Genomic DNA, 19530 nt, shown 5'->3' on the forward strand with positions numbered 1-19530 from the left:
CTGCATCGTTGCGGTTAATGTGTTGGCACCGCGCCAGCGATCCCCTAGGCTTGTGCACTATTGTTCCTAGACGGTCGCCATGTCCGAGATCACGAATTTCCGGGGAGAAACCCTGGCAACCCAGGCCGAGACGCGCGGCGACGCCGCGGTGCGCGCGCTGATCCTGCGCGTGGGGGAACGGGTGCGCAAGGCGCGCGAACTGAAAGGCATCCCGCGCCGCGTGCTGTCGGACATGTCCGGCGTCTCGCCGCGCTATCTGGCGCTGCTCGAGGCCGGCGAGGGCAATATCTCGATCGGGTTGTTGCAGCGCGTGGCCGAGGCGCTGGACCACCGGATCGAATGGCTGGTGGGCGAGGACGACCCCTGGACCTCGGACGCGCTGCGCGTGGCCGATCTGTTTCGCAGCGCCCCCGGCGACACCCGCCAAAAGGTGCTGGACATGCTGTCGCCGCAGCCCGAGACCACCGCGCGCCGCCATCGTATCGCGCTGATCGGCCTGCGGGGTGCGGGCAAGTCCACGCTGGGCCATCTTGCCGGGCAGGCGCTGGGCATCCCCTTTGTCGAACTCAACCGCGAGATCGAGGATCAGGCCGGAATGCCCGTGAACGAGGTCATGGCCTTTTACGGGCAGGAGGGTTACCGGCGGCTCGAGGCGCAGGCGATGAGCCGCATCATCGCCACGCATGACCAGATGATCCTGGCCGTCGCCGGGGGCATCGTGTCCGAGCCCGAGACCTTCAAGACCCTGCTCGCGCATTTCCACACGATCTGGGTCAAGGCCGCACCGACCGAGCACATGGGGCGTGTGCGCGCGCAGGGCGACACCCGCCCCATGGCCGGCAACCCCGAGGCCATGGATCAGCTCAGGTTCATCCTGACCAGCCGCGAGACGCTCTATGACCAGGCGCGCGCAAAGCTGGACACGACAGGGCGCAGCGTGGACGAATCGCTGGGCGATCTGCTGGCGCTGATCCGCGAGCACGGATTCCTGGATTGAGGCCGCGCGCCGCCGTGGCGGGTGGCGGCCCGCGCGCGCTGACGCTGGCGCTGGCGCTGGGCGACTGCGGCCACCAGGTCACGCTGATCCTGGACGATGCCCACGACCTGGCGCGCACCGCCGACCTGCTGGCCCGCGCGGGCAGGACCGGCGCGGTTGGGCTGGCTGTCGGCGCCGGCGCCGCGGCCGGGGCGCATCTGGTGATCGAAACCGAGGGCCGCGTGCCGGTGCTGGACGCCGTCGCCCGGCCCGGGGTGTTGGCGGTCGGTCTGGACGCGGGCCTGCCGCCGGGACCGGGCCGGGCGGTGATCGCCATCGCCGCACCGCCGCCGGACCTGGGGGTGATCGAAATCCTCGCCGGCTCTGACCCCGGGGCCGCGGCCCTCGTCCGCCGTCTGGGCGCGACCCCGGTGACGGTCCCCCGCTTCATCGCCCCCGGCTTGCTGGCCGCGGTCGAGGACGCGGCCGAGGCGCTGATCTTCGAGGGTTCGACCCCGTGGGAGGTGGACGCCGCCGCCGAGGCCCTGGGGTTCGCCCCCGGCCCGTGCGCGGCGCAGGATCGGCGCGGACTGGATCAGGCGCACACCCGCCACCGCCGCGACGGGCACCCCCTGCCGGTGCTGGCCCGGATGGTCGCCGAGGGGCGTCTGGGCCGCAAGGCCGGGGTCGGCTGGTATCGCTATCCCGGCGGCGGCGGGCACGTCATCGACCCGCTGATCGAGGATCTGGCGCGCGAAGAAGCCCATTTCGCGGGCCTCGCGCCGCGCGCTTTCACCGACACCGAGATCCGCCAGCGCCTGCGCGCTTCGCTTGGGCAGGCGGCGCGGGCCACGGGCGCCGAACCCGGCGCGCTGGCTTTGGTCGCCAAGGCGGCGCTGGGCTTGACCCCGGGGGCCGTCGCAGAGTGGCTGGACCCCGCCGCGCCCGGGTGACAGGATGCCCGCACAAGGAGCCCTCGCATGTCCCTGACCAACGCCGATATCGTCGAACTGACCGACTTTCGCCACGCCCTGCACCGCCGGCCCGAGGTCTCGGGGCACGAGAGGCAGACCGCGCGCAGCGTCGCCGCCGCCCTGCCCAGCCCCGACCGCGTGGTGACGGGACTGGGCGGACACGGGGTCGCGGCGGTCTATGACAGCGGCCAGCCCGGCCCCACGGTGATGGTGCGCAGCGAACTGGACGCGTTGCCGATCGTGGAACTGGGCCGCGTCGAACACGCCAGCGAAATCCCAGGTGTCGGCCATTTGTGCGGCCATGACGGGCATTCGACGATCCTGCTGGGGCTGGCGCGGCTGCTGGCGCGCCGGCGGCCGGCGCGGGGGCGGGTGGTGCTGATGTTCCAGCCGGCGGAGGAGGACGGCTCGGGCGCCGCCGCAGTGCTGGCAGACCCGGCCTTTGCCCCGCTGATGCCCGACTGGGCGCTGTCGCTGCACAATTTCCCGGGCATCCCCCTGGGGCAGGCCTGGCTGGCGCCGGGGCCGGTGAACTGCGCCTCGCTGGGCCTGCGGATCACGCTGACGGGCGGCACGGCCCACGCCTCGATGCCGGAAACGGGCCACGCGCCGACCCCCGCGCTGCCGGCACTGATCGACGGGCTCAGGGCGATGGGACCGGGCGGCGCGATGGGGCCGGGCTTCCGGCTGGCAACGATCACGCATCTCAGAATGGGCGAGCCCGCCTTTGGCATCGCCCCCGGCGAGGCCGAGTTGTGGGTCACCCTCAGGGGTCTGTCGGACACCGATCTGACCGACCTGCTGACCCAGGCGCAGGACCTGGCCCGCGCCCAGGCGCAGGCGGCGGGTCTCGATGTCGCCTTTGCGGTGCACGATCATTTCCACGCCTGCGCGAACCACCCTGAGGCCACCGCCGTTCTGGCGCGCGCGCTGGACAGCGCCGGCATCGGCCACGATCCGGGCGATCTGCCGATGCGCGGGTCCGAGGACTTCGGCCGTTTCGGCGGCGCCGGGGCGAAATCGGCGATGGTGCTGCTGGGCGCGGGGGCGGACCATCCGCAGTTGCACACCCAGACCTACGATTTTCCCGACGCGCTGATCGCCCAGGGCGTGGCGATCTTTCACCACGCCGTGCGCGAGTTGCTGGGCTAGGTGGCCAGGTGCCAGCCGAACAGGGCCAGCACCCCCATCAGCACCGCGACCAGGACGAACAGAAAGATGTCGGCCGCAAGCCCCCCGTCATCCAGCGTTTCGCTGCGCTCGATCCGGCGGCGCAGCCAGACCATCCGCCCGAACGCCACCACCACCAGCAGAAACCCCGAGGCAAACAGCGCAAGCTCTGTCCACAGCGGCGGCACCGCGCCCCCGATGCGCCCCGCCGCCAGGCCGAACCCGACGATCGTCGTCGCCGTGCGCACCCAGGCCAGAAAGGTGCGTTCGTTGTTCGCGTGGTCCTTGAAGTTGCGGATCATCGGCCCCTCCCGGATTGGCGGCGCATCGCCATCAGCGCCGGAATGAACAGAACCACGAAGGGCAGCAGGTAGTAAATCAGCCGATAGACCAGCAGGGCCGCCAACACGTCGGACCGCCCCGCGGCGCCCAGGCCGGCCACCAGCGTCGCCTCGAACACCCCCAGCCCGCCGGGCGCGTGGCTGGCGACGCCCAGCCCAAGTGCCGCGACAAAGACCACGAAGAACACCGCGAAGCTCGTGGTCACCTCGGCCGGCAGCAACCCGTATAGCGCGACCGCGGCGCCCAGCACATCGGCCAGCGCCAGCGCCATCACCCGCAGCACCTGGCCCCGCCCCGGCAAGGTGATGGACCAGTGACCCAGCGGCACCTTGCGGCCATCGGGTCCGCTCAGCGCCACCCCGGCCGCGACGATCGCCAGCAGGACCGCGCCCAGCGCCCGGGCAGGCAGCCCCTGCAATCCGAACACCCCGCGCGGCATGTCAAAGGCGCTGAGCAGGATCAGGCCGATCAGCGTCAGGATCGCCAGCCAGAACCCGAACCACACCGCGCCGATCATCGAGGCCACGCGCACCGCGTCGATGCCCCTGGGCGCATAGATCCGGTGCCGCAGCAGGCCGCCCGTCAACCAGCTGACGCCGAACAGGTTCGACACCGCGTAGCCGGCCGCGCCCCCCAGCATCGCCAGCCGGCGCGGCAACAGCCCGGGCGGTGCGGTCACCACGTCGTAGCCACCCAGCGCCAGAAAGCTGATCGCCGTCGCCGCCAGCGCCAGCAGGATGTCGCGCAGCGGCGTGGCGGCCAGGTCGCGGGCGATGTCCTCGGGGCGGACCTCGGCCGCGAGGTGGCGCAGCACGCTGAGCCCCAGCGCCGCCAGCGCCAGCCCCAGGGCGCCCCGGATCACGGTGCTTTCCGCCAGGGCTTCCAGTGTTTCGGTCCAGCGGCGGGGCATTCGGGGTCTCTCGGTCGGACTCGGTGCCAAACTAGACGCGCACGGGCGCGCTGCCAACCGCTTCCCTCGGCAATCCGGCTGGGTTAGGGGTTGGGCCCTGCGACGACCGGAGGCTTCGATGACGGCAAGCGTGATGATCCAGGGGGCGGGCTCGAACGTCGGCAAGTCGATGTTGGTCGCCGGGTTCTGCCGGGTCTTTGCCCGGCGCGGCCTGACGGTGCGCCCGTTCAAGCCGCAGAACATGTCGAACAACGCCGCCGTGACACCCGACGGGGCCGAGATCGGCCGCGCCCAGGCCATGCAGGCGATGGCCTGCGGCGTCGCGCCGTCGGTGCACATGAACCCGATCCTGCTGAAGCCCGAAAGCGAGACGGGTGCCCAGGTGATCGTGCAGGGCAAGCGGATGACCACCGCCCGGGCGCGCGACTATGCGGCGCTGAAGCCGCAGCTCCTGGGCGCGGTGCTGGACAGCTTCCGGCGGTTGCAGGCCGAGGCCGATCTGATCCTGGTCGAAGGCGCCGGCAGCCCGGCCGAGGTCAACCTGCGCGCCGGCGACATCGCCAACATGGGCTTTGCCCAGGCCGCGCGGGTGCCGGTGGTTCTGGCGGGCGACATCGACCGCGGCGGGGTGATCGCGCAGATGGTCGGCACCCAGGCGGTGCTGGACGCCGGCGACGCTTCCCTCATCAAGGGGTTTGTCATCAACAAGTTTCGCGGCGATCCTCGGCTCTTTGACGACGGCTATGCGCTGATCGCGGCGCGCACCGGCTGGACCGGGCTGGGGGTGATCCCCTGGTTTCCCCTGGCCCACCGCCTGCCGGCCGAGGACGCTGCCGATCTCAGGCGCAAAAGCGGCGCGGGCGGGTTCCGTGTCGCCGTGCCGCAACTGGACAGGATCGCCAATTTCGACGATCTGGACCCGCTGATGGCCGAACCCGGTGTCAGCGTCGAGATCATCCCCCCGGGCCAGCCCTTGCCGGTCGAGGCCGATCTGATCCTCATCCCGGGGTCGAAATCGACCATCGCCGACTTGGCGCGGTTCCGCGAACAGGGCTGGGACGTGGATCTGGCGGCGGCGCTGCGGCGTGGGGCGCGGGTGATGGGGCTGTGCGGCGGCTATCAGATGCTGGGCCGCACGATCAGCGACCCCGACGGGATCGAGGGCGCGCCGGGAACGGTGCAGGGGCTGGGCCTGCTGGCGGTGGATACGGTGATGACGCCCGAAAAGCGCGTGACGCTGACGCGGGCGGTGCACGCGGCCTCGGGCGAGGCCGCGCTGGGCTACGAGATCCATATCGGCCGCACCGAAGGGGCGGACCGCGCGCGACCGCTGTTTCTTGTGGACGGCACCGACGAGGGAGCGATGCGCGCCGACGGGCGCGTGATGGGCAGCTATCTGCACGGACTCTTCAGCGCGGACGGGTTTCGCAAGGCGTTCCTTCGCGGACTCGGCGCAGGGGGCAGCGACCTTGCCTATGCCCAGGGGGTCGAGGAAACGCTCGAAGCCCTGGCCGATCACCTTGAAGCGCACGCGGATTGCGAGGCCCTGCTGCGCATCGCGAGGGCCGGCGCGTAAGGTGCGTGCTTGCACGCACCCTACGGTGCCCTTACAGGCCCAGCGCCGTCAGCAGCCCGCCCTCGTCGTCCAGCGCCAGCCGCACCGGCAGCGTCAGCACCTTGCGCCGCTGCCCGGGCGGCAGACGCACTGCGTCCTTTTCGGTCGTCACCAGTTGCGCGTGGTGGCGCACCGCCTCGGCTTCAAGCCGCGCGAACAGCGCCGGCGTCAGCGGCTGGTGGTCGTCCAGCGCCTGGGTCCGGATCACCCGGGCGCCGGTCTCGCGCAGGGTGTCAAAGAACTTTTCCGGACGGCCGATCCCGGCAAAACCCAGCGCGCGCACCTGGCCCCAGGGCATTCCGGTATCCAGCACCCGCAGCTGTCCGGTGAACAGCGGCACGTCCAGCCGCCCCCGCCACTGCGCCGCGAAGCGGGTTTGCGCATCTTCGGGTCCGATCACCAGCACCGCGCGGGCGCGCGCCAGGCCCACCGCCACAGGCTCGCGCAGCGGGCCTGCGGGAATGCAGCGCGCGTTGCCGAAGCCGACGCCCGCGTCAACCACCACGACCGAGGCCGACTTGGCCACGCCCGGGTTCTGGAACCCGTCGTCCAGCAACACGACCGCGGCGCCGGCGGCCTCGGCCGCGCGCACGCCCGCGGCGCGATCCCGGGCCACCCAGACCGGGCCGAACGCAGCCACCAGCAGCGGCTCGTCGCCCACCTCGGCGGCGGTGTGGCGGCGCTCGTCCACCCTGAGCGGCCCCGCCGCCGTCCCGCCATACCCGCGCGACACGACATGCGCTGAGACCCCGCGCGCCGCCAGCGCCTGCATCAGCGCGATCACCGTCGGCGTCTTGCCCGCGCCGCCGGCGTTGAGATTGCCGACGCAGATCACCGGCACCGATGCACGATACCCCGCTCGCGTCAGGCGTCGGGCGGTGGCGCGCGCATAGAGCCAGCCCAGCGGCGCCAGCAACCGGGCCTGCCAGCCGGGGCGGCCCGGCGGGTTGAACCAATAGGCCGGCGGCCTCATGATGGGCCTCCGGCGTTCAGGTCCAGCCAGTCGCAGATCGCCCGCGCCACGGTGTGCGTGGCCTCGGAGCCTTCGGTCGCCAGGGTCCAGGCCCTGAGCGCCGCTTCCGCCCCGGCTTCGGGGGACAGCAGGGTGCTGATCGCCTCGCCCAGGTCCGCCGCCGTGCCGATCTGGCGCCCGCCGCCCAGCCGGCGCAGCGCGTCCAGGAACACCCGGTCCCCGGCCGAGGCCTGCGGCCCGAAGACCAGCGCCGAGCCCAGCGCCGCCGCGCTCACCGGCGACGGGGTCGCGGCCTGGGGCGACAGCGACCCGCCCAGATAGGTGACCGGCGCCAGCCGCAGGAACAGGCCGGGGTCGTCCTCGGTATCGGCCAGATAGACCTGCGACGTTTCGGCGATGTCCTCGTCCTGGGACCGGCGCGCGCGCACGAATCCCACATCCGCCGCGCGCGCGGCCATGCCGGCGCCCAGCCCCGGATCGGCGGGCTGAACGATCAGCAACAGGCGCGGCGCGCGGCGCAATGCATGGGCATGGGCTAAAAAGACCGCATCGGATTCGGACTCGGGCAGGGCATGGGCGAACCAGACCGGCCGCGCACCCAACGCCTGGCGCAGCGCATCGAGTTCCGGCGCATTGCAGCCGCGCACCGGCGCATGGCGCGCCAAGGCGCCCGTCACCAACACCGGCACCGCGCCCTTGACCGTGCGCGAGATCGCAGCCGCGGCCGCGGTGTCGCGCGCGTGGATCTGCTGGAACTGGGAAAGCACCCCGCGCGCATAGCCGGGCAGGATGCGCCACCCGGCCGAGGGCACCGGGTTCACCGCGTCCACCAGCACCAGCGCCACCCCGCGTGCCCGCGCCCGTTCGATCAGCGGGACCGGCAGCACGCCGCCCGCCAGCACCAGCACCCGCGCCCCGAACGCATCGATCGCGGCTTCGATGGCCCGCGGGTCGTCCCCGGGCCCCGGGGCCTGAGGTCCGCCTGTCAGCCGGGTGCGGGGCGCCTCGGGTTGCTCGGCCAGATGGGCGGCCAGCACCGACAGACCCGGCAGCGACGCCGGATCGCCGGCGTGCAACCAGACGCCCGGGCGCGGGCGGGCGGGCGCCGCGCGCGTCATCGCGGTGCCCGCCGCAGATCGGGCGGCGGCAGCGGCGCGGGGCCGGGGGCCGTCAGCCGTTCGAGCAACGTGGCCTGCAACGCGGGGCCAGCCGCGACCACCCCGGGGCTGCGTGCCTGGGCGGTGTTGAAACGCAAGGGCGCGCCAGCCCGGTCGGTCACGACCCCGCCGGCCTCGGCCACGATCAGCGCGGCGCCGGCGATGTCCCAGTCCCAGGCGTCGCGCAGCGTCAGCATGGCGTCGAAGCGCCCCTCGGCCACCAGCGCCAGGCGCCAGGCCAGCGAGGGGCGGAAGTGGCGCTCGAACGCGGGCACGCCGCCGGGCCAGTGCTGCGGGTCCATCGCCGGGCGCGTGGCCAGCACGCGCGCCCCCGCCGCGTCCCGATGCCCGGTCACGGTGATAGGCGCACCGTTCAATTGCGCGCCACCGCCCTGTCGCGCGGCATAGGTCAGCCCCATCATCGGCAGATGCACCACCGCCGCCACCGGCTGGCCGGCCCGGACCACGGCCAGCGCATGGGCAAAGCCGTTCTGCCCCTCGATGAAGGCCCGGGTGCCATCGATCGGATCGACGACGAACAGCGTATCGGCCTGCAACCGCGCCAGATCGCCCAGCGGATCGCTTTCCTCGCTGAGCCAGCCATAGCCCGGGCGCGCGGCGCAAAGGCGGCTTTGCAGATAGTCGTTGACGGCCAGGTCGGCCTCGGTCACGGGGCCCTGGCCGCCGCCCTTGTCCCAGACCCTGCCCCCGGCACGAAAATGGCGCTGGGCGATCTCGCCCGCGCCGCGCGCGGCGTCGAGCAGCAGCGCCAGATCCGTGTCAGGCCCCGGCAATCGTCAGCCCCTCGACCAGCAAAGAGGGAACCTGCGTGCTGAGATGCGCGCGGGCGTCATTGGCCGCGGTCATCCGCATCAGCATGTCGCGCAGATTGCCCGCCACGGTGCATTCGTTGACCGGATAGGCGATTTCGCCGTTCTCGACCCAAAAGCCCGACGCCCCGCGCGAATAATCCCCGGTGGTCGGGTTGATGGTCGAACCGATAAGCGCGGTAATCAGCAACCCGGTCCCCATGTCGCGGATCAGATCCGCGCGGCTGGCGGCGCCCTGGGTCAGCGCCAGGTTCGACAGGCTGGGCGAGGGCGGTGCCGAGGGGCCGCGCGCCGCGTTCGCGGTGCTGGTCATCCGCAGCTTGCGCGCGGTGGCCAGGTCCAGCACCCAGCCTTGCAGCACACCGTCCTGAACCCAGGCGCGGCGGGTGGTCGCCAGCCCCTCGGCATCGAAGGGCCGGGTGCCGGCGATGCGGACGCGCAGCGGGTCCTCGATCAGGTCGAACCCCGGCGGCAGAACGGGCTTGCCCAGCGCATCGCGCAGCCAGCTGGCGCCGCGGGCGATGGCGGTGCCGTTGATCGCCCCGGTCAGATGCCCGACAAGCGACGCCGCAACCCGTTCGTCATAGAGCACCGGATAGCCACCCGACGGCGGCTTTCGGCTGCCCTTGCGGGCGGCGGCGCGTTCGCCGGCCTGGCGGCCGATCTCCTCAGGGGTGGGCAGGTCGGCTTGAAAGATGCGCCCCTCGCTGGCCCAGTCCCGTTCCATCGCCGTGCCCGAGCCGGTAATCGCCACACAGGCGGTATGGCGCGAGGTCCGCTGATAGCCGCCCGCGAACCCGTTCGACGCCACCAGATGGATCGTGCGGCGCGAATAGCTGGCGCTGGACTGGTCGATCTGGCTGACCCCGGCGACGGACAGCGCGGCCTCCTCGGCGCGGCGGGCGTCGTCTTGCAACTGCGCGGGGTCGGGTTCGGCCGTGGAGTCCGCCAGGTCCAGCCCCCCGGCATCGCGGCGGGCCGACAACTGGCCGGGGTCGGCAAGGCCCGCGAAGGGGTCCTCGGGCGCCTCGCGCGCCATGGCCACGGCCCGTTCGGCCATCGCCGCCAGCGTCGCCGCGCGCCCGTCCGAGGACGAGACGCAGGCCTGCCGGCCGCCGACCAGCACCCGCAGGCCCAGGTCCAGCCCCTCGGCGCGTTCGGCGTGCTCCAGCCGGCCCTGACGAACATCGATCGAAAGCGCCGTGCCCTCGATTGCCAGGGCATCGGCGGCATCGGCCCCGGCCTTGAGGGCGGCATCGATCAGGGCGTGGGCGAGGTCTGCGGTCATGGTCGGGCCTTGGCTGCGAAGGGAACCCCCGAGGCTTAGCGCCTTGCCGCGCCGAAGGGAACCCACGCGACGCGGGGGCGGCGGCGCGTCATACCACGATCACCGCCGCGCCGTCGCCGGCATAGAGCCGGTCCACCAGCCCCGCGCGCTGCGCCAGCATCTTGCGGAAGTTGAGGTTGCCCTTGGCGGTAATCTCGCCATCGGCCATCGATGGCGGCGCGGTCAGGACCAGCGCGCGCCGGATCGCATGGGCCGACCCCTCGTTGGGCCCGGGTTTCAGGCGCGCCGCGATCTGCTGCGCCTGCGCCACCACCAGCGCGCCGTCGTCGTCGCGCGCCCCCTCGGCCAGCGCCGGGGTCGGCACGATCAGCACGCCGACTTCGGCCCGGTCGGCGCCGGTGATGACGACGTCCTGCGCCAACCCCTTGAGCCTGGCCAGCACCTCGAGCCTGAGCCCGGCCGCGCGCACCCAGGTGCCGGTGTTCAGCTTGAACTCCTCGGCGATGCGGCCGTCAAAGGTCAGACCCTTGTTCATGTCGCCGGGATCGACGAAACGCATCGCGTCGCCGGTGATGAAATACCCCTCGTCGTCAAAGGCCTCGGCGGTCTTTTCGGGGTCGTTCAGATAGCCCGGGGTGACGGTATCGCCCTTGACCCGAACCTCGAACCGGTTCGCGTCATCGACCGGCACCAGCTTGATCGTCACCCCCGGCAACGCGACGCCGATGATGCCGGATTGATGCGTGAATTCATGTTGCAGCAGCGCGGCGGGGGCGGTTTCGGTCAGACCCCAGCTCGAATTGAACAGCGGCATGGCGCCGCGCACGTCGCGCGCCATGTCCTCGAGATCGGCCCAGATGTCCTGCGGCAAGGAAGCGCCGGCATAGAACAGCATGTCCAGATTGCCGAAATACTGCCGCCTGAGCGCGGGATCGGCCCGCAGCGCGTCCCGCAGCACGGCAAACCCCACCGGCACGTTGAAGGCGATCGTAGGCGACACCTGGCGCAGGTTCTCGATCGTGTGCACCGCCAGCGCGGGCGTCGGCTTGCCGTTGTCGATATACAGCGTGCCGCCGTTCGACAGCACCAGATTGAAGTTGTGCGACCCGCCGAAGACGTGGTTCCAGGGCAACCAGTCCAGCAGAACGGGCGGCTTTTCGGTCACGAAGGGCAAGGTCGCCCGCAATTGCGCCTGGTTGGTGCACATCATCCGCTGGGTGGTCAGCACGCCCTTGGGATGCGAGGTCGAGCCCGACGTCAGCAGGTATTTGGCCACCGTATCGGGCCCGACCGCCGCGTTCAGGCCCGAGACGTCGCCCCGCCCCTTCAGCAGGTCGGCAAAGGGCGTCGCGCCCGACCCCGCGCCGGTGCTCACCACCTTTTCCACGCCGTCGAATTCGGCCAGCGCCAGCGCCGCGCCATAACGCGACCCGTCGTCGGCAAAGACCATGCGCGGCCGGATCATGCCGGCGATGCGTTGCAGAACCGGATGCGCGCCCGGAATCAGCGCGTATTGTTCGGCCACCGGCACCGTCGGCACGCCGATATACTGCGCCGCCAGCGTCAGCAGCGCGTGGTCCACGCCGTTGCCGCTGACGATCAGGATCGGGTCGCCCGCGCCCATGCCGCGATCCGCCAGCGCGGCGGCGATCGCCTGCACCATGGGCAGCGCCTGCGCATAGGTGACCTCGCGCCAGCCCGGGCCCGCGCGTTCGGCCAGGAACAGGCGGTCCGGCGCGGCATCGGCCCATTGGTGCAACCAGTCGGTCGAGCGGTGCGCGATCGGTCCCAGGGGGATCGCGCTGGTCAGCAGAATCGTGCCGTCCGCGCGATCCGTGCGCAGGGCCTCATGGGCGCGATACTTGGTCTGCGTCGTCATCCGAACTCCTCCCGTTCGATTCGATGCGGTGCAAGGCGTCCAGCAGGGCCAGGCGTTCCTCGGGGCCCAGCCCGGCCGCCATGCGGCTGTCATGCGCAGCCACGGCCGCGCTGGCGCGGTCGCAGACGCGCCGCCCCTTCAGCGTGACCCGCAGGTCATAGGCCCGGCGGTCGTCCTGGGCGCGGGTGCGGGTGATCCAGTCCGCACTCTCCAGTTCGTCGAGGATCAGCACCAGATTGGGGCGTTCGATCAGCAGGATGTCCGACAGGCGCGACTGGCGCACACCCGGGGTGTCGCGGATCACCACCAGGACCGAATAGGTCATCATCCTGAGCCCATGAGGCGCCAGCGCCGCGTTCACATCCGTCTGGATCGCGGCAAAGGCGCGCTTCATGCCGTAGCCCAGGAACTGCCTGAGGGTGCGGTCGGGCCGCGCGCTCATCGGTTCAGCGCGGCGGCAGGCGGGTCGCGCCATCCAGCCGGATCGTGGTGCCGTTGAGATAGGGGTTCTCGACGATCTGCGCGACCATCAGCCCGTATTCCGACGGCAGGCCCAGACGGTCGGGAAAGGGGATGTTGGCGACGATCTGCTGCGTCGTCTCGGGCGGCAGGCTTTCCATCATCGGCGTGTTGAAAAGACCGGGCGCGATGGCCATCACCCGCACACCCGAGCGCGCCAGTTCCCGCGCAGCCGGCAGACACATCGACGCGATGCCGCCCTTCGAGGCCGAATAGGCCGCTTGCCCCACCTGACCATCCTGCCACGCCGCCGAGGCGGTGTTGATGATGACCCCCCGTTCGCCGCCGGGCAGCGGGTCCATCGCCTGCATGCCGCGCGCGGCGTAGGACATGACGATGAAGGTGCCGATCAGGTTGACCCGGATCACCCGCTCATAAAGGTCGATGGACAGCTTGCCCTCGCGTCCGACGATCCGCGCCGCCACGCCGATACCGGCGCAGTTCACCGCAACCCGGGGCATCCCGCCCAGCCCGGCCACGATCCGCTCGAAAGCCGCCGCGACGCTGGCCTCGTCGCCGACATCGGCCTGCACTGCCAGCCCGCCGATCTCGGCCGCGACAGCCTCGGCGCGGGCGCCGTCATAGTCCAGCACCGCAACCCTGGCCCCGCGTTCGGCCAGCAGCCGCGCCGTGGCCGCACCCAGCCCGCTGCCGCCACCCGTCACCAGCGCAATCTGTCCGTCGATCTGCATGGAATTCCCCCTCCAACCGCGTGCCGAATATTGGTTATCCGTCATAACTATGCCCCATCGGTCGGGCAAGAAGAAAGGGGGCCGAGGCCCCCTTTCACAACCCGCGCCCGGCGTCAGGGTATCAGGAACAGCGTGATCGCCGGAAAGGCCACCAGGATCCCCACGCGGATCATGTCGGACAGCACGAAGAACGACACCGCCTTGTAGGTCTCGGTCATCGGGGTGGATCGGTCCATGGCGTTGATGATGAACAGGTTCATGCCCACCGGCGGGGTTATCAACCCGGTCTCGACCACGATCAGCACCAGGATGCCGAACCAGATCGCGACGTGTTCGGACGACATGCCGAAATCCAGCGCCATCATCATCGGAAAGAAGATCGGCACGGTCAGCAGGATCATCGACAGGCTGTCCATGACGCAGCCCAACAGCAGATAGATCACCAGGATCACCACCAGCACCGCAACCGGGGACAGCCCCAGGTTCACCACCCATGCGGACAGGGTCTGCGGCACCTGCGTCAGCGCCAGGAAGCTGTTGTAGAACCCCGCGCCAAAGACGATGAAGAAGATCATCGCCGTGGACCGCGCGGTCGAGGTGAAGCTTTCGAGCATGGTCTTGCGGTTGAGCCCGCGGTTGAACAGGGCGATCAGCCCGGTGCCCAGCGCGCCGACGGCCGAGCCTTCGGTCGGGGTGAAGATGCCGCCATAGATGCCGCCCACCACCGCCAGAAACACCAGCAGCACCGGCCAGATACCCAGCAGCAGGCGCATCCGTTCGCCCCACGGCACGCGCTCGGCCGTGCCGGCCCGGTCCGGGTAGAGACGGACATAGATCGAGATGACGATCATGTAGCCGATCGCCGCCAGCACGCCCGGCGCAAAGGCCGCCAGGAACAGCTTGGCGATGTTCTGCTCGGCCAGGATCGCATAGATCACCAGCACGACCGAGGGCGGGATCAGGATGCCCAGCGTGCCACCCGCCGCCAGAAGCGCGGTGGACAGCCCGCCGCCATAGCCGAACTGCTTCAACTCGGGCAGGGCGACGCGGCCCATGGTCGCCGCCGTGGCCAGGGACGAGCCGCAGATCGCCCCGAACCCCGCGCACGAGGCGACGGCGGCGATGCCGACCCCGCCCCTGCGGTGGCCGACAAAGGCCTCGGCGGCCTTGAACAGCGACCGTGACATGCCGCCGATGGTGGCGAAATAGCCCATCAGCAGGAACATCGGCACCACCGCCAGCGATTCGCTGGCAAAGGTCGAATAGGCGGCGCTTTTCAGGCGCGCCATGGCCATGTTGGGGCTGCCGGTCACGACCCAGTAGCCGACATAGCCGGTCAGGAACATCGCCAGCCCGATCGGCATTCTGAGGAAGATCAGCAGCAGCAGCGCCGGGAACGAGACGATTCCGATTTCGAGGTTGGTCAATGCTCCGCTCCTTCGGTCACGACCAGGGCGCGGTCGGTCAGGGCCTCGACGGTGCGGACCGCCGCCATATAGACGCCGATCGCGGCGGTGATGACCGCCGGAATCAGGGCCAGCAGATAGTTCCACCACATCGGATATTGCAGCAGAAAGGTGGTCGAGCGTCGGCGGATATAGGTGCTCATGCCCTCGTAGAGCTGCACCGCGATCAGCACCAGCGCCAGGGCAAAGATGATCTCGATCACCATCTGCAACCAGCGCCGCTTGCGGTCGCTGAGACCGGCGGTGAACACGTCCACCGTGGCGTGCCCGCCGGTGATCTGGCACCAGCCGATGAAACAGAAGATCGAGATCGCCAGCCCGGCCGTCAGGAATTCATAATCGCCGAAGATGGGCCCGACCCCGATGCCGATCAACCAGTTCGCAAGGCCCGCCATGTTGGACTGCATCCAGTCCGAATGCAGGATCGTCGACGCCGTGCGCCCCAGGATCGACAGGCACAGCATGAGCACCAGAAGGGTCAGCAGAGCCCCCCCGACAACCGCCATCCACCAGGCGATCCGGTAGAAAAATGCGTGAATGGTCTTGAACATCGTCCCGTTTCCGTTGCCGCGCGCGTAAGCCGCCCGTCTTGCCGATGCCTGGGCCCCGCGCCGCAGCCGGCCGGAACCGTGAGTGTAAGGGGCGCAGCCACCGGCCGCGCCCCTGCCTTGAACCGGGTTCCGTCGCCGTCAGTGCGCGGCTTCGTAATCCGCCATGAGCTGGCGCGCTTCGTCGATCAGCGCCTGGCCGTCGATGCCCCGGTCGGCCATGTCGGCGGTCCAGGTTTCATAGAGCGGCGCCACGACATCGCGCCATTCCTGGGCGTCGGCTTCGGGAATGGTGATGATGTTGTTGCCCGCATCCACCGCGACCTGCCGCGCCGGGCCGTCGGCGTCGGCCTGCGTGCCGCCCGCGAAGATCGAGAATTCCAGACCCGAGTTGCGGTCGATGACTTCCTGCAGGTCGGCCGGCAGGTTGTCATAGGCGTCCTGGTTCATCGCGAACGAGAAGGTCAGGGTATACAGGCCCGGCCCTTCGAATTCGGTGTGGTTGTGCACCAGTTCGGCGACGTGCAGCGAGGTGGTCACCTCCCACGGGATCGTGGTGCCGTCGATCACACCGCGTTGCAGCGATTCGGGGATCGCCGGAACCGGCAGGCCGATCGCCTCGGCGCCGACCAGGCCCAGCAGGTCGTTCACGCCGCGCGAACCGCCGCGGATCTTCATGCCTTGCAGGTCCGAGGGGTGCCGCACCGGCGTGCTGGTGTGGAAAATGCCCGGGCCGTGGACCCACATGCCCAGCATGTGCACGCCGGCGAAATCTTCCTGCATGTGTTCCTGGTACATCTGCCACAGCGCCGACGAGGCGGCGCGCGCATCCGCCACGAAGAACGGCAGTTCGAACACCTCGGTCTGCGGGAAGCGGCCGGGGGTGTAGCCGTTCACCGTCCAGACGATGTCGGCCACGCCGTCCATCACCTGGTCCATCAGTTCCGGCGGCGTGCCGCCCAGCGCCATCGAGGCATAGCGTTCGACGCGGATACGCCCGCCCGAGTCACGCTCGACGTTGTCGGCCCACACGTCCAGCACGAGATGCGGCACGTTGGCCTGCGCGGGCAGGAACTGGTGCATCCGCAGGGTATATTCCTGCGCCTGCGCGGTTCCGGCCGTCACCGCCATCGCGGCCGCGGCCCCCATCAATCCCAGAACAGTTCTGCGCTTGGTCATCTGTTTCTCCTCCCAAAGACGCCAGCTGGCATTATGTTGCAAACAGTGGCATAGGCCGCAATATAATGCCAAGACAATTTTCGCGGCCTGCCCGGACCTCTCGGTGGTCCGCCGTATTCGTTGCAGTCGCAAGCTTCCATGTGAAAACGATTCCTGCAAGCAAAATTTATCGACCGCTCGGTCACTTTTATCGCGCGGCGCTCATTCGGCATCCGGCTGGCGCGCGGGATGGGCGCGCTCAAAGGCCTCGAGCCCCTCGCAGGCAGCGACGATCTGGCGCAGGCGCGGCAGGCCCGAGGTATCGACCTTGAACCGCTGCGCCGAAAACATTTGCGGCACCAGGTAGACCTCGGCCATGCCCGGGGTGTCGCCAAAGGCAAAGCGCGTCGCCGGCCGCCGGGCCAGCAGCGCCTCGCAGGCGGCCAGCCCGTCGCCGATCCAGCGTTGGCACCAGGCTTCCTTGCCTTCCAGCCCCTGGCCGTAGTTCGCCTCGAGGTATTGCAACGTGCGCAGGTTTTGCAGCGGATGGATCTCGCAGGCGATGACGGCGCAAAAGGCGCGAACCGCGGCGCGCTCGAACAGGCCTTGTGGCAGCAGCGCGGGGGTCGGGTGCGCCTCGTCCAGCCATTCCAGGATCGCCGGCGATTGCGTCAGCACCTGCCCGTCCACTTCAAGCGTGGGCACCAGCGCCTGCGGGTTCAGCGCGCGATAGGCCGCGCTTTTCTGCTGGCCGCCGTCCCTGACCAGATGCACCGGCACAAAGTCATAGGCCAACCCCTTCAGATTGAAGGCAATCCGGCAGCGATAACTGCTGGAGCTGCGGAAATAGCCGTGAAAGCGCATGAGACCCCCGTTTTCAACCCGCGTTCGCACCGCCCGGGCCCCGCCGCGGGCCCCGGGCCATCCGGCCGACGCGCCGTCAGTCCGCCGCGCCGATCGTCAGACGCACCGGCGCCAGCCCGTCGATACCGCCCTCCAGCACATCACCAGGATGCACCGCGCCGACGCCTTCGGGCGTGCCGGTCAGAATCACGTCGCCGGGGCCCAGGTGATAGAATTTCGACAGGTGCACCAGAACATCGACGCAATCGTGGATCATCAGCGACAGATCGGACTGCTGGCGGATCTGGCCGTTGACCGACAGATGGATGCGCTGCGCGCCGACGGGGCCGAAATCGGCCGCTCGGGTCATCTCGGCCAGCACTGCGGCGCCTTCGAAATCCTTGCCCAGGTCCCAAGGCCGGCGCAGGTTCTTGGCCTGCCCCTGCAAATCGCGCCGGGTCATGTCCAGCGCGCAGCCATAGGCGAGAATCGCCGCCGACGCCTGCTGGCGCGAGGCGCGAAACAACGGCGCGCCCAGGGCAAAGGCCAGTTCCATCTCGTGGTGATAGTCGTCGGTGCCCGGTGGATAGGGCAGCGTCACCCCGGACGGCACCAGATGCGCGGGCGACTTGGTAAAGTAAAAAGGGGCCTCGCGATCGACCTCGACCCCCATTTCGGCGGCGTGGGCGGCATAGTTGCGACCGACGCAAAAAATCCGCGACACCGCATAAGCGGCGCTTTCGCCGCGCAGCGCGATGGTCGGAACCGGCGGGACCGGAAACAGGAACCCGCTCATCGCACCAGCCCGGTGCCCGTGGAAATCCGCTGCATCTGCCCCTCCCTGTCCTGTCGTCCCGGTATGGCGCAGTCCGGGCCCGATGTCAGCCCCAAAGGCAATGCGGGCTTGACACAAGCCCCCTTCGCGGGCATCCATTCATGAAACATGACTCATCGTTCATGTTTGCGACTGGGAGGTTATCATGAAACTGCTTCTGAGCGCCGCTTTCGCCGCGCTGGCCACCGCCCCCGCGATGGCCGACGAGATCCGCATTGCCCATATCCACGACATGACCGGCGCGCTCGAGGCCTATGCCGCGCAAAGCCAGACCGGCCTGATGCTGGGGCTGGAATACGCCACCGACGGCACCATGCAGGTCGATGGCCATGACCTGGTGGTCACCGAATACGACAGCCAGCTGCGTCCCGATCTGGGCCGCGCGCTGCTGGCGCAAGCGTTCGGCGACGACGACGCGGCGATCGCCGTGGGCCCGACCAGTTCAGGCGTGGCGCTGGCCATGCTGCCTGTGGCCGAGGAATACGAACGCATCCTGCTGGTCGAACCGGCGGTCGCCGATTCGATCACCGGCAGCGACTGGAACCGCTACATCTTCCGCACCGGGCGCAACTCCAGCCAGGACGCGATCTCGAACGCGATCGCGCTGGGCAACGAGGGCACGGTCGTCGCCACCCTGGCGCAGGATTATGCGTTCGGCCGCGATGGCATCGCCGCCTTCCGCGAGGCCCTGGCCGGAACCCCCGCGCAACTGGTGCACGAGGAATATGTGCCCACCGACACCACCGATTTCACTGCCGCGGCCGAGCGCATCTTCAATGCCTTGCAAGAGCATGAAGGCGACCGCCGTCTGTTCGTGATCTGGGCCGGTGGCGGCAACCCGATGGGCCGGATCGAGGCGATGGACCCCGAACGCTTTGGCATCCATCTGGCCACCGGCGGCAACATCCTGCCCGCGCTGGTCGCCTACAAGGATTTCCCCGGGATGGAGGGGGCGACCTATTACTATTACGACATTCCCCACAACCCGGTGAACGACTGGCTGGTGGAACAGCACATGGCGCGCTTCGGCACGCCGCCCGACTTTTTCACCGCGGGCGGCATGGCGGCGGGGATCGCCGTGGTCGAGGCGCTGCGCGCCACCGGCGGATCGACCGATACCGAGGCCCTGATCGCGGCGATGGAAGGGATGCACTTCCAGACCCCCAAAGGCGAGATGTGGTTCCGCCCCGAGGATCACCAGGCGATGCAGTCGATGTATCACTTCCGCATCCGCGTCGATCCGAACGTCGAATGGGCGATCCCGGAACTGGTGCGGGAAATCACGCCCGACATGATGGACGTGCCGGTCCGCAACAACCGCTGATCCCTGCATGGACCTTGGGGGCGCCCGGCCT

The 19530-nt window shown here is 69.8% G+C and carries 19 protein-coding genes; 5 read left to right on the forward strand and 14 right to left on the reverse strand.

What is annotated here, in order from left to right; genetic code table 11:
• The first annotated feature begins 79 nt into the window (after nucleotides 1-79).
• Genes H6900_01070 through H6900_01080 form a run of 3 tightly spaced genes read left to right on the forward strand, consistent with a single transcriptional unit; the run spans nucleotide 80 to nucleotide 3102 of the window.
• Nucleotides 80-997: a helix-turn-helix transcriptional regulator gene (locus H6900_01070; GenBank protein MCC0071856.1), complete on the forward strand. Its 918-nt coding sequence runs from the start codon at nucleotides 80-82 to the stop codon at nucleotides 995-997.
• Nucleotides 994-1929, forward strand: a complete 936-nt coding sequence (locus tag H6900_01075) for a hypothetical protein (GenBank protein MCC0071857.1) — start codon at nucleotides 994-996, stop codon at nucleotides 1927-1929. Before H6900_01070 ends, H6900_01075 begins: the two co-directional genes overlap by 4 nt.
• 27 nt (nucleotides 1930-1956) lie before the next feature.
• Nucleotides 1957-3102, forward strand: a complete 1146-nt coding sequence (locus H6900_01080; protein ID MCC0071858.1) for an amidohydrolase — start codon at nucleotides 1957-1959, stop codon at nucleotides 3100-3102.
• Here the strand turns inward: H6900_01080 and H6900_01085 are convergent.
• Both H6900_01085 and H6900_01090 read right to left on the reverse strand, forming a co-directional pair.
• On the reverse strand, nucleotides 3099-3422 hold the full coding sequence (locus H6900_01085; protein MCC0071859.1) for a DUF202 domain-containing protein: 324 nt from the start codon (nucleotides 3420-3422) through the stop codon (nucleotides 3099-3101). The two genes, H6900_01080 and H6900_01085, sit on opposite strands and share 4 nt — an antisense overlap.
• The gene (locus H6900_01090; GenBank protein MCC0071860.1) at nucleotides 3419-4372 is read right to left on the reverse strand and encodes a UPF0104 family protein; all 954 of its coding nucleotides are present in this window, start codon (nucleotides 4370-4372) and stop codon (nucleotides 3419-3421) included. The genes H6900_01085 and H6900_01090 overlap by 4 nt, the downstream gene beginning before the upstream one ends.
• A 118-nt stretch (nucleotides 4373-4490) precedes the next feature.
• On the opposite strand from H6900_01090, the gene H6900_01095 reads away from it, so the two are divergent.
• Nucleotides 4491-5948 carry a cobyric acid synthase gene (locus H6900_01095; protein ID MCC0071861.1) on the forward strand — a complete coding sequence of 486 codons (1458 nt, stop codon included), beginning with the start codon at nucleotides 4491-4493 and terminating at the stop codon, nucleotides 5946-5948.
• Between the two features lie 31 nt (nucleotides 5949-5979).
• Here H6900_01095 and H6900_01100 read toward each other — a convergent pair whose 3' ends face one another.
• The 12 genes from H6900_01100 to H6900_01155 form a co-directional block, all read right to left on the reverse strand.
• Nucleotides 5980-6960: a tetraacyldisaccharide 4'-kinase gene (locus tag H6900_01100; protein MCC0071862.1), complete on the reverse strand. Its 981-nt coding sequence runs from the start codon at nucleotides 6958-6960 to the stop codon at nucleotides 5980-5982.
• Nucleotides 6957-8078: a hypothetical protein gene (locus H6900_01105; protein MCC0071863.1), complete on the reverse strand. Its 1122-nt coding sequence runs from the start codon at nucleotides 8076-8078 to the stop codon at nucleotides 6957-6959. The genes H6900_01100 and H6900_01105 overlap by 4 nt, the downstream gene beginning before the upstream one ends.
• Nucleotides 8075-8911, reverse strand: a complete 837-nt coding sequence (locus H6900_01110) for a 3'(2'),5'-bisphosphate nucleotidase CysQ (GenBank protein MCC0071864.1) — start codon at nucleotides 8909-8911, stop codon at nucleotides 8075-8077. Before H6900_01110 ends, H6900_01105 begins: the two co-directional genes overlap by 4 nt.
• On the reverse strand, nucleotides 8898-10235 hold the full coding sequence (locus tag H6900_01115; protein ID MCC0071865.1) for a TldD/PmbA family protein: 1338 nt from the start codon (nucleotides 10233-10235) through the stop codon (nucleotides 8898-8900). Before H6900_01115 ends, H6900_01110 begins: the two co-directional genes overlap by 14 nt.
• 88 nt (nucleotides 10236-10323) lie before the next feature.
• Nucleotides 10324-12114, reverse strand: a complete 1791-nt coding sequence (locus tag H6900_01120) for a feruloyl-CoA synthase (protein MCC0071866.1) — start codon at nucleotides 12112-12114, stop codon at nucleotides 10324-10326.
• Complete coding sequence (locus H6900_01125) at nucleotides 12083-12556, reverse strand: MarR family transcriptional regulator (protein MCC0071867.1); 474 nt, start codon at nucleotides 12554-12556, stop codon at nucleotides 12083-12085. Before H6900_01125 ends, H6900_01120 begins: the two co-directional genes overlap by 32 nt.
• 4 nt (nucleotides 12557-12560) lie before the next feature.
• Nucleotides 12561-13325 carry an SDR family NAD(P)-dependent oxidoreductase gene (locus H6900_01130; protein ID MCC0071868.1) on the reverse strand — a complete coding sequence of 255 codons (765 nt, stop codon included), beginning with the start codon at nucleotides 13323-13325 and terminating at the stop codon, nucleotides 12561-12563.
• 113 nt (nucleotides 13326-13438) lie between these two features.
• Entirely contained in the window at nucleotides 13439-14752 is a 1314-nt protein-coding gene (locus tag H6900_01135) for a TRAP transporter large permease (GenBank protein MCC0071869.1), read from the reverse strand.
• Entirely contained in the window at nucleotides 14749-15342 is a 594-nt protein-coding gene (locus H6900_01140; protein ID MCC0071870.1) for a TRAP transporter small permease, read from the reverse strand. The genes H6900_01135 and H6900_01140 overlap by 4 nt, the downstream gene beginning before the upstream one ends.
• A 138-nt stretch (nucleotides 15343-15480) precedes the next feature.
• Nucleotides 15481-16518 (reverse strand): TRAP transporter substrate-binding protein, encoded by a 1038-nt coding sequence (locus H6900_01145; protein ID MCC0071871.1) that lies wholly within the window; start codon nucleotides 16516-16518, stop codon nucleotides 15481-15483.
• 201 nt (nucleotides 16519-16719) lie between these two features.
• The gene (maiA, locus tag H6900_01150; GenBank protein ID MCC0071872.1) at nucleotides 16720-17361 is read right to left on the reverse strand and encodes a maleylacetoacetate isomerase; all 642 of its coding nucleotides are present in this window, start codon (nucleotides 17359-17361) and stop codon (nucleotides 16720-16722) included.
• 76 nt (nucleotides 17362-17437) lie between these two features.
• Nucleotides 17438-18136 carry a fumarylacetoacetate hydrolase family protein gene (locus tag H6900_01155; GenBank protein MCC0071873.1) on the reverse strand — a complete coding sequence of 233 codons (699 nt, stop codon included), beginning with the start codon at nucleotides 18134-18136 and terminating at the stop codon, nucleotides 17438-17440.
• Nucleotides 18137-18320: 184 nt separating this feature from the next.
• On the opposite strand from H6900_01155, the gene H6900_01160 reads away from it, so the two are divergent.
• The gene (locus H6900_01160; protein ID MCC0071874.1) at nucleotides 18321-19499 is read left to right on the forward strand and encodes a substrate-binding domain-containing protein; all 1179 of its coding nucleotides are present in this window, start codon (nucleotides 18321-18323) and stop codon (nucleotides 19497-19499) included.
• The last annotated feature ends 31 nt before the right edge of the window (nucleotides 19500-19530 follow it).

It is taken from the genome of Rhodobacter sp., assembly GCA_020637515.1.
Lineage (GTDB): Bacteria > Pseudomonadota > Alphaproteobacteria > Rhodobacterales > Rhodobacteraceae > Pararhodobacter.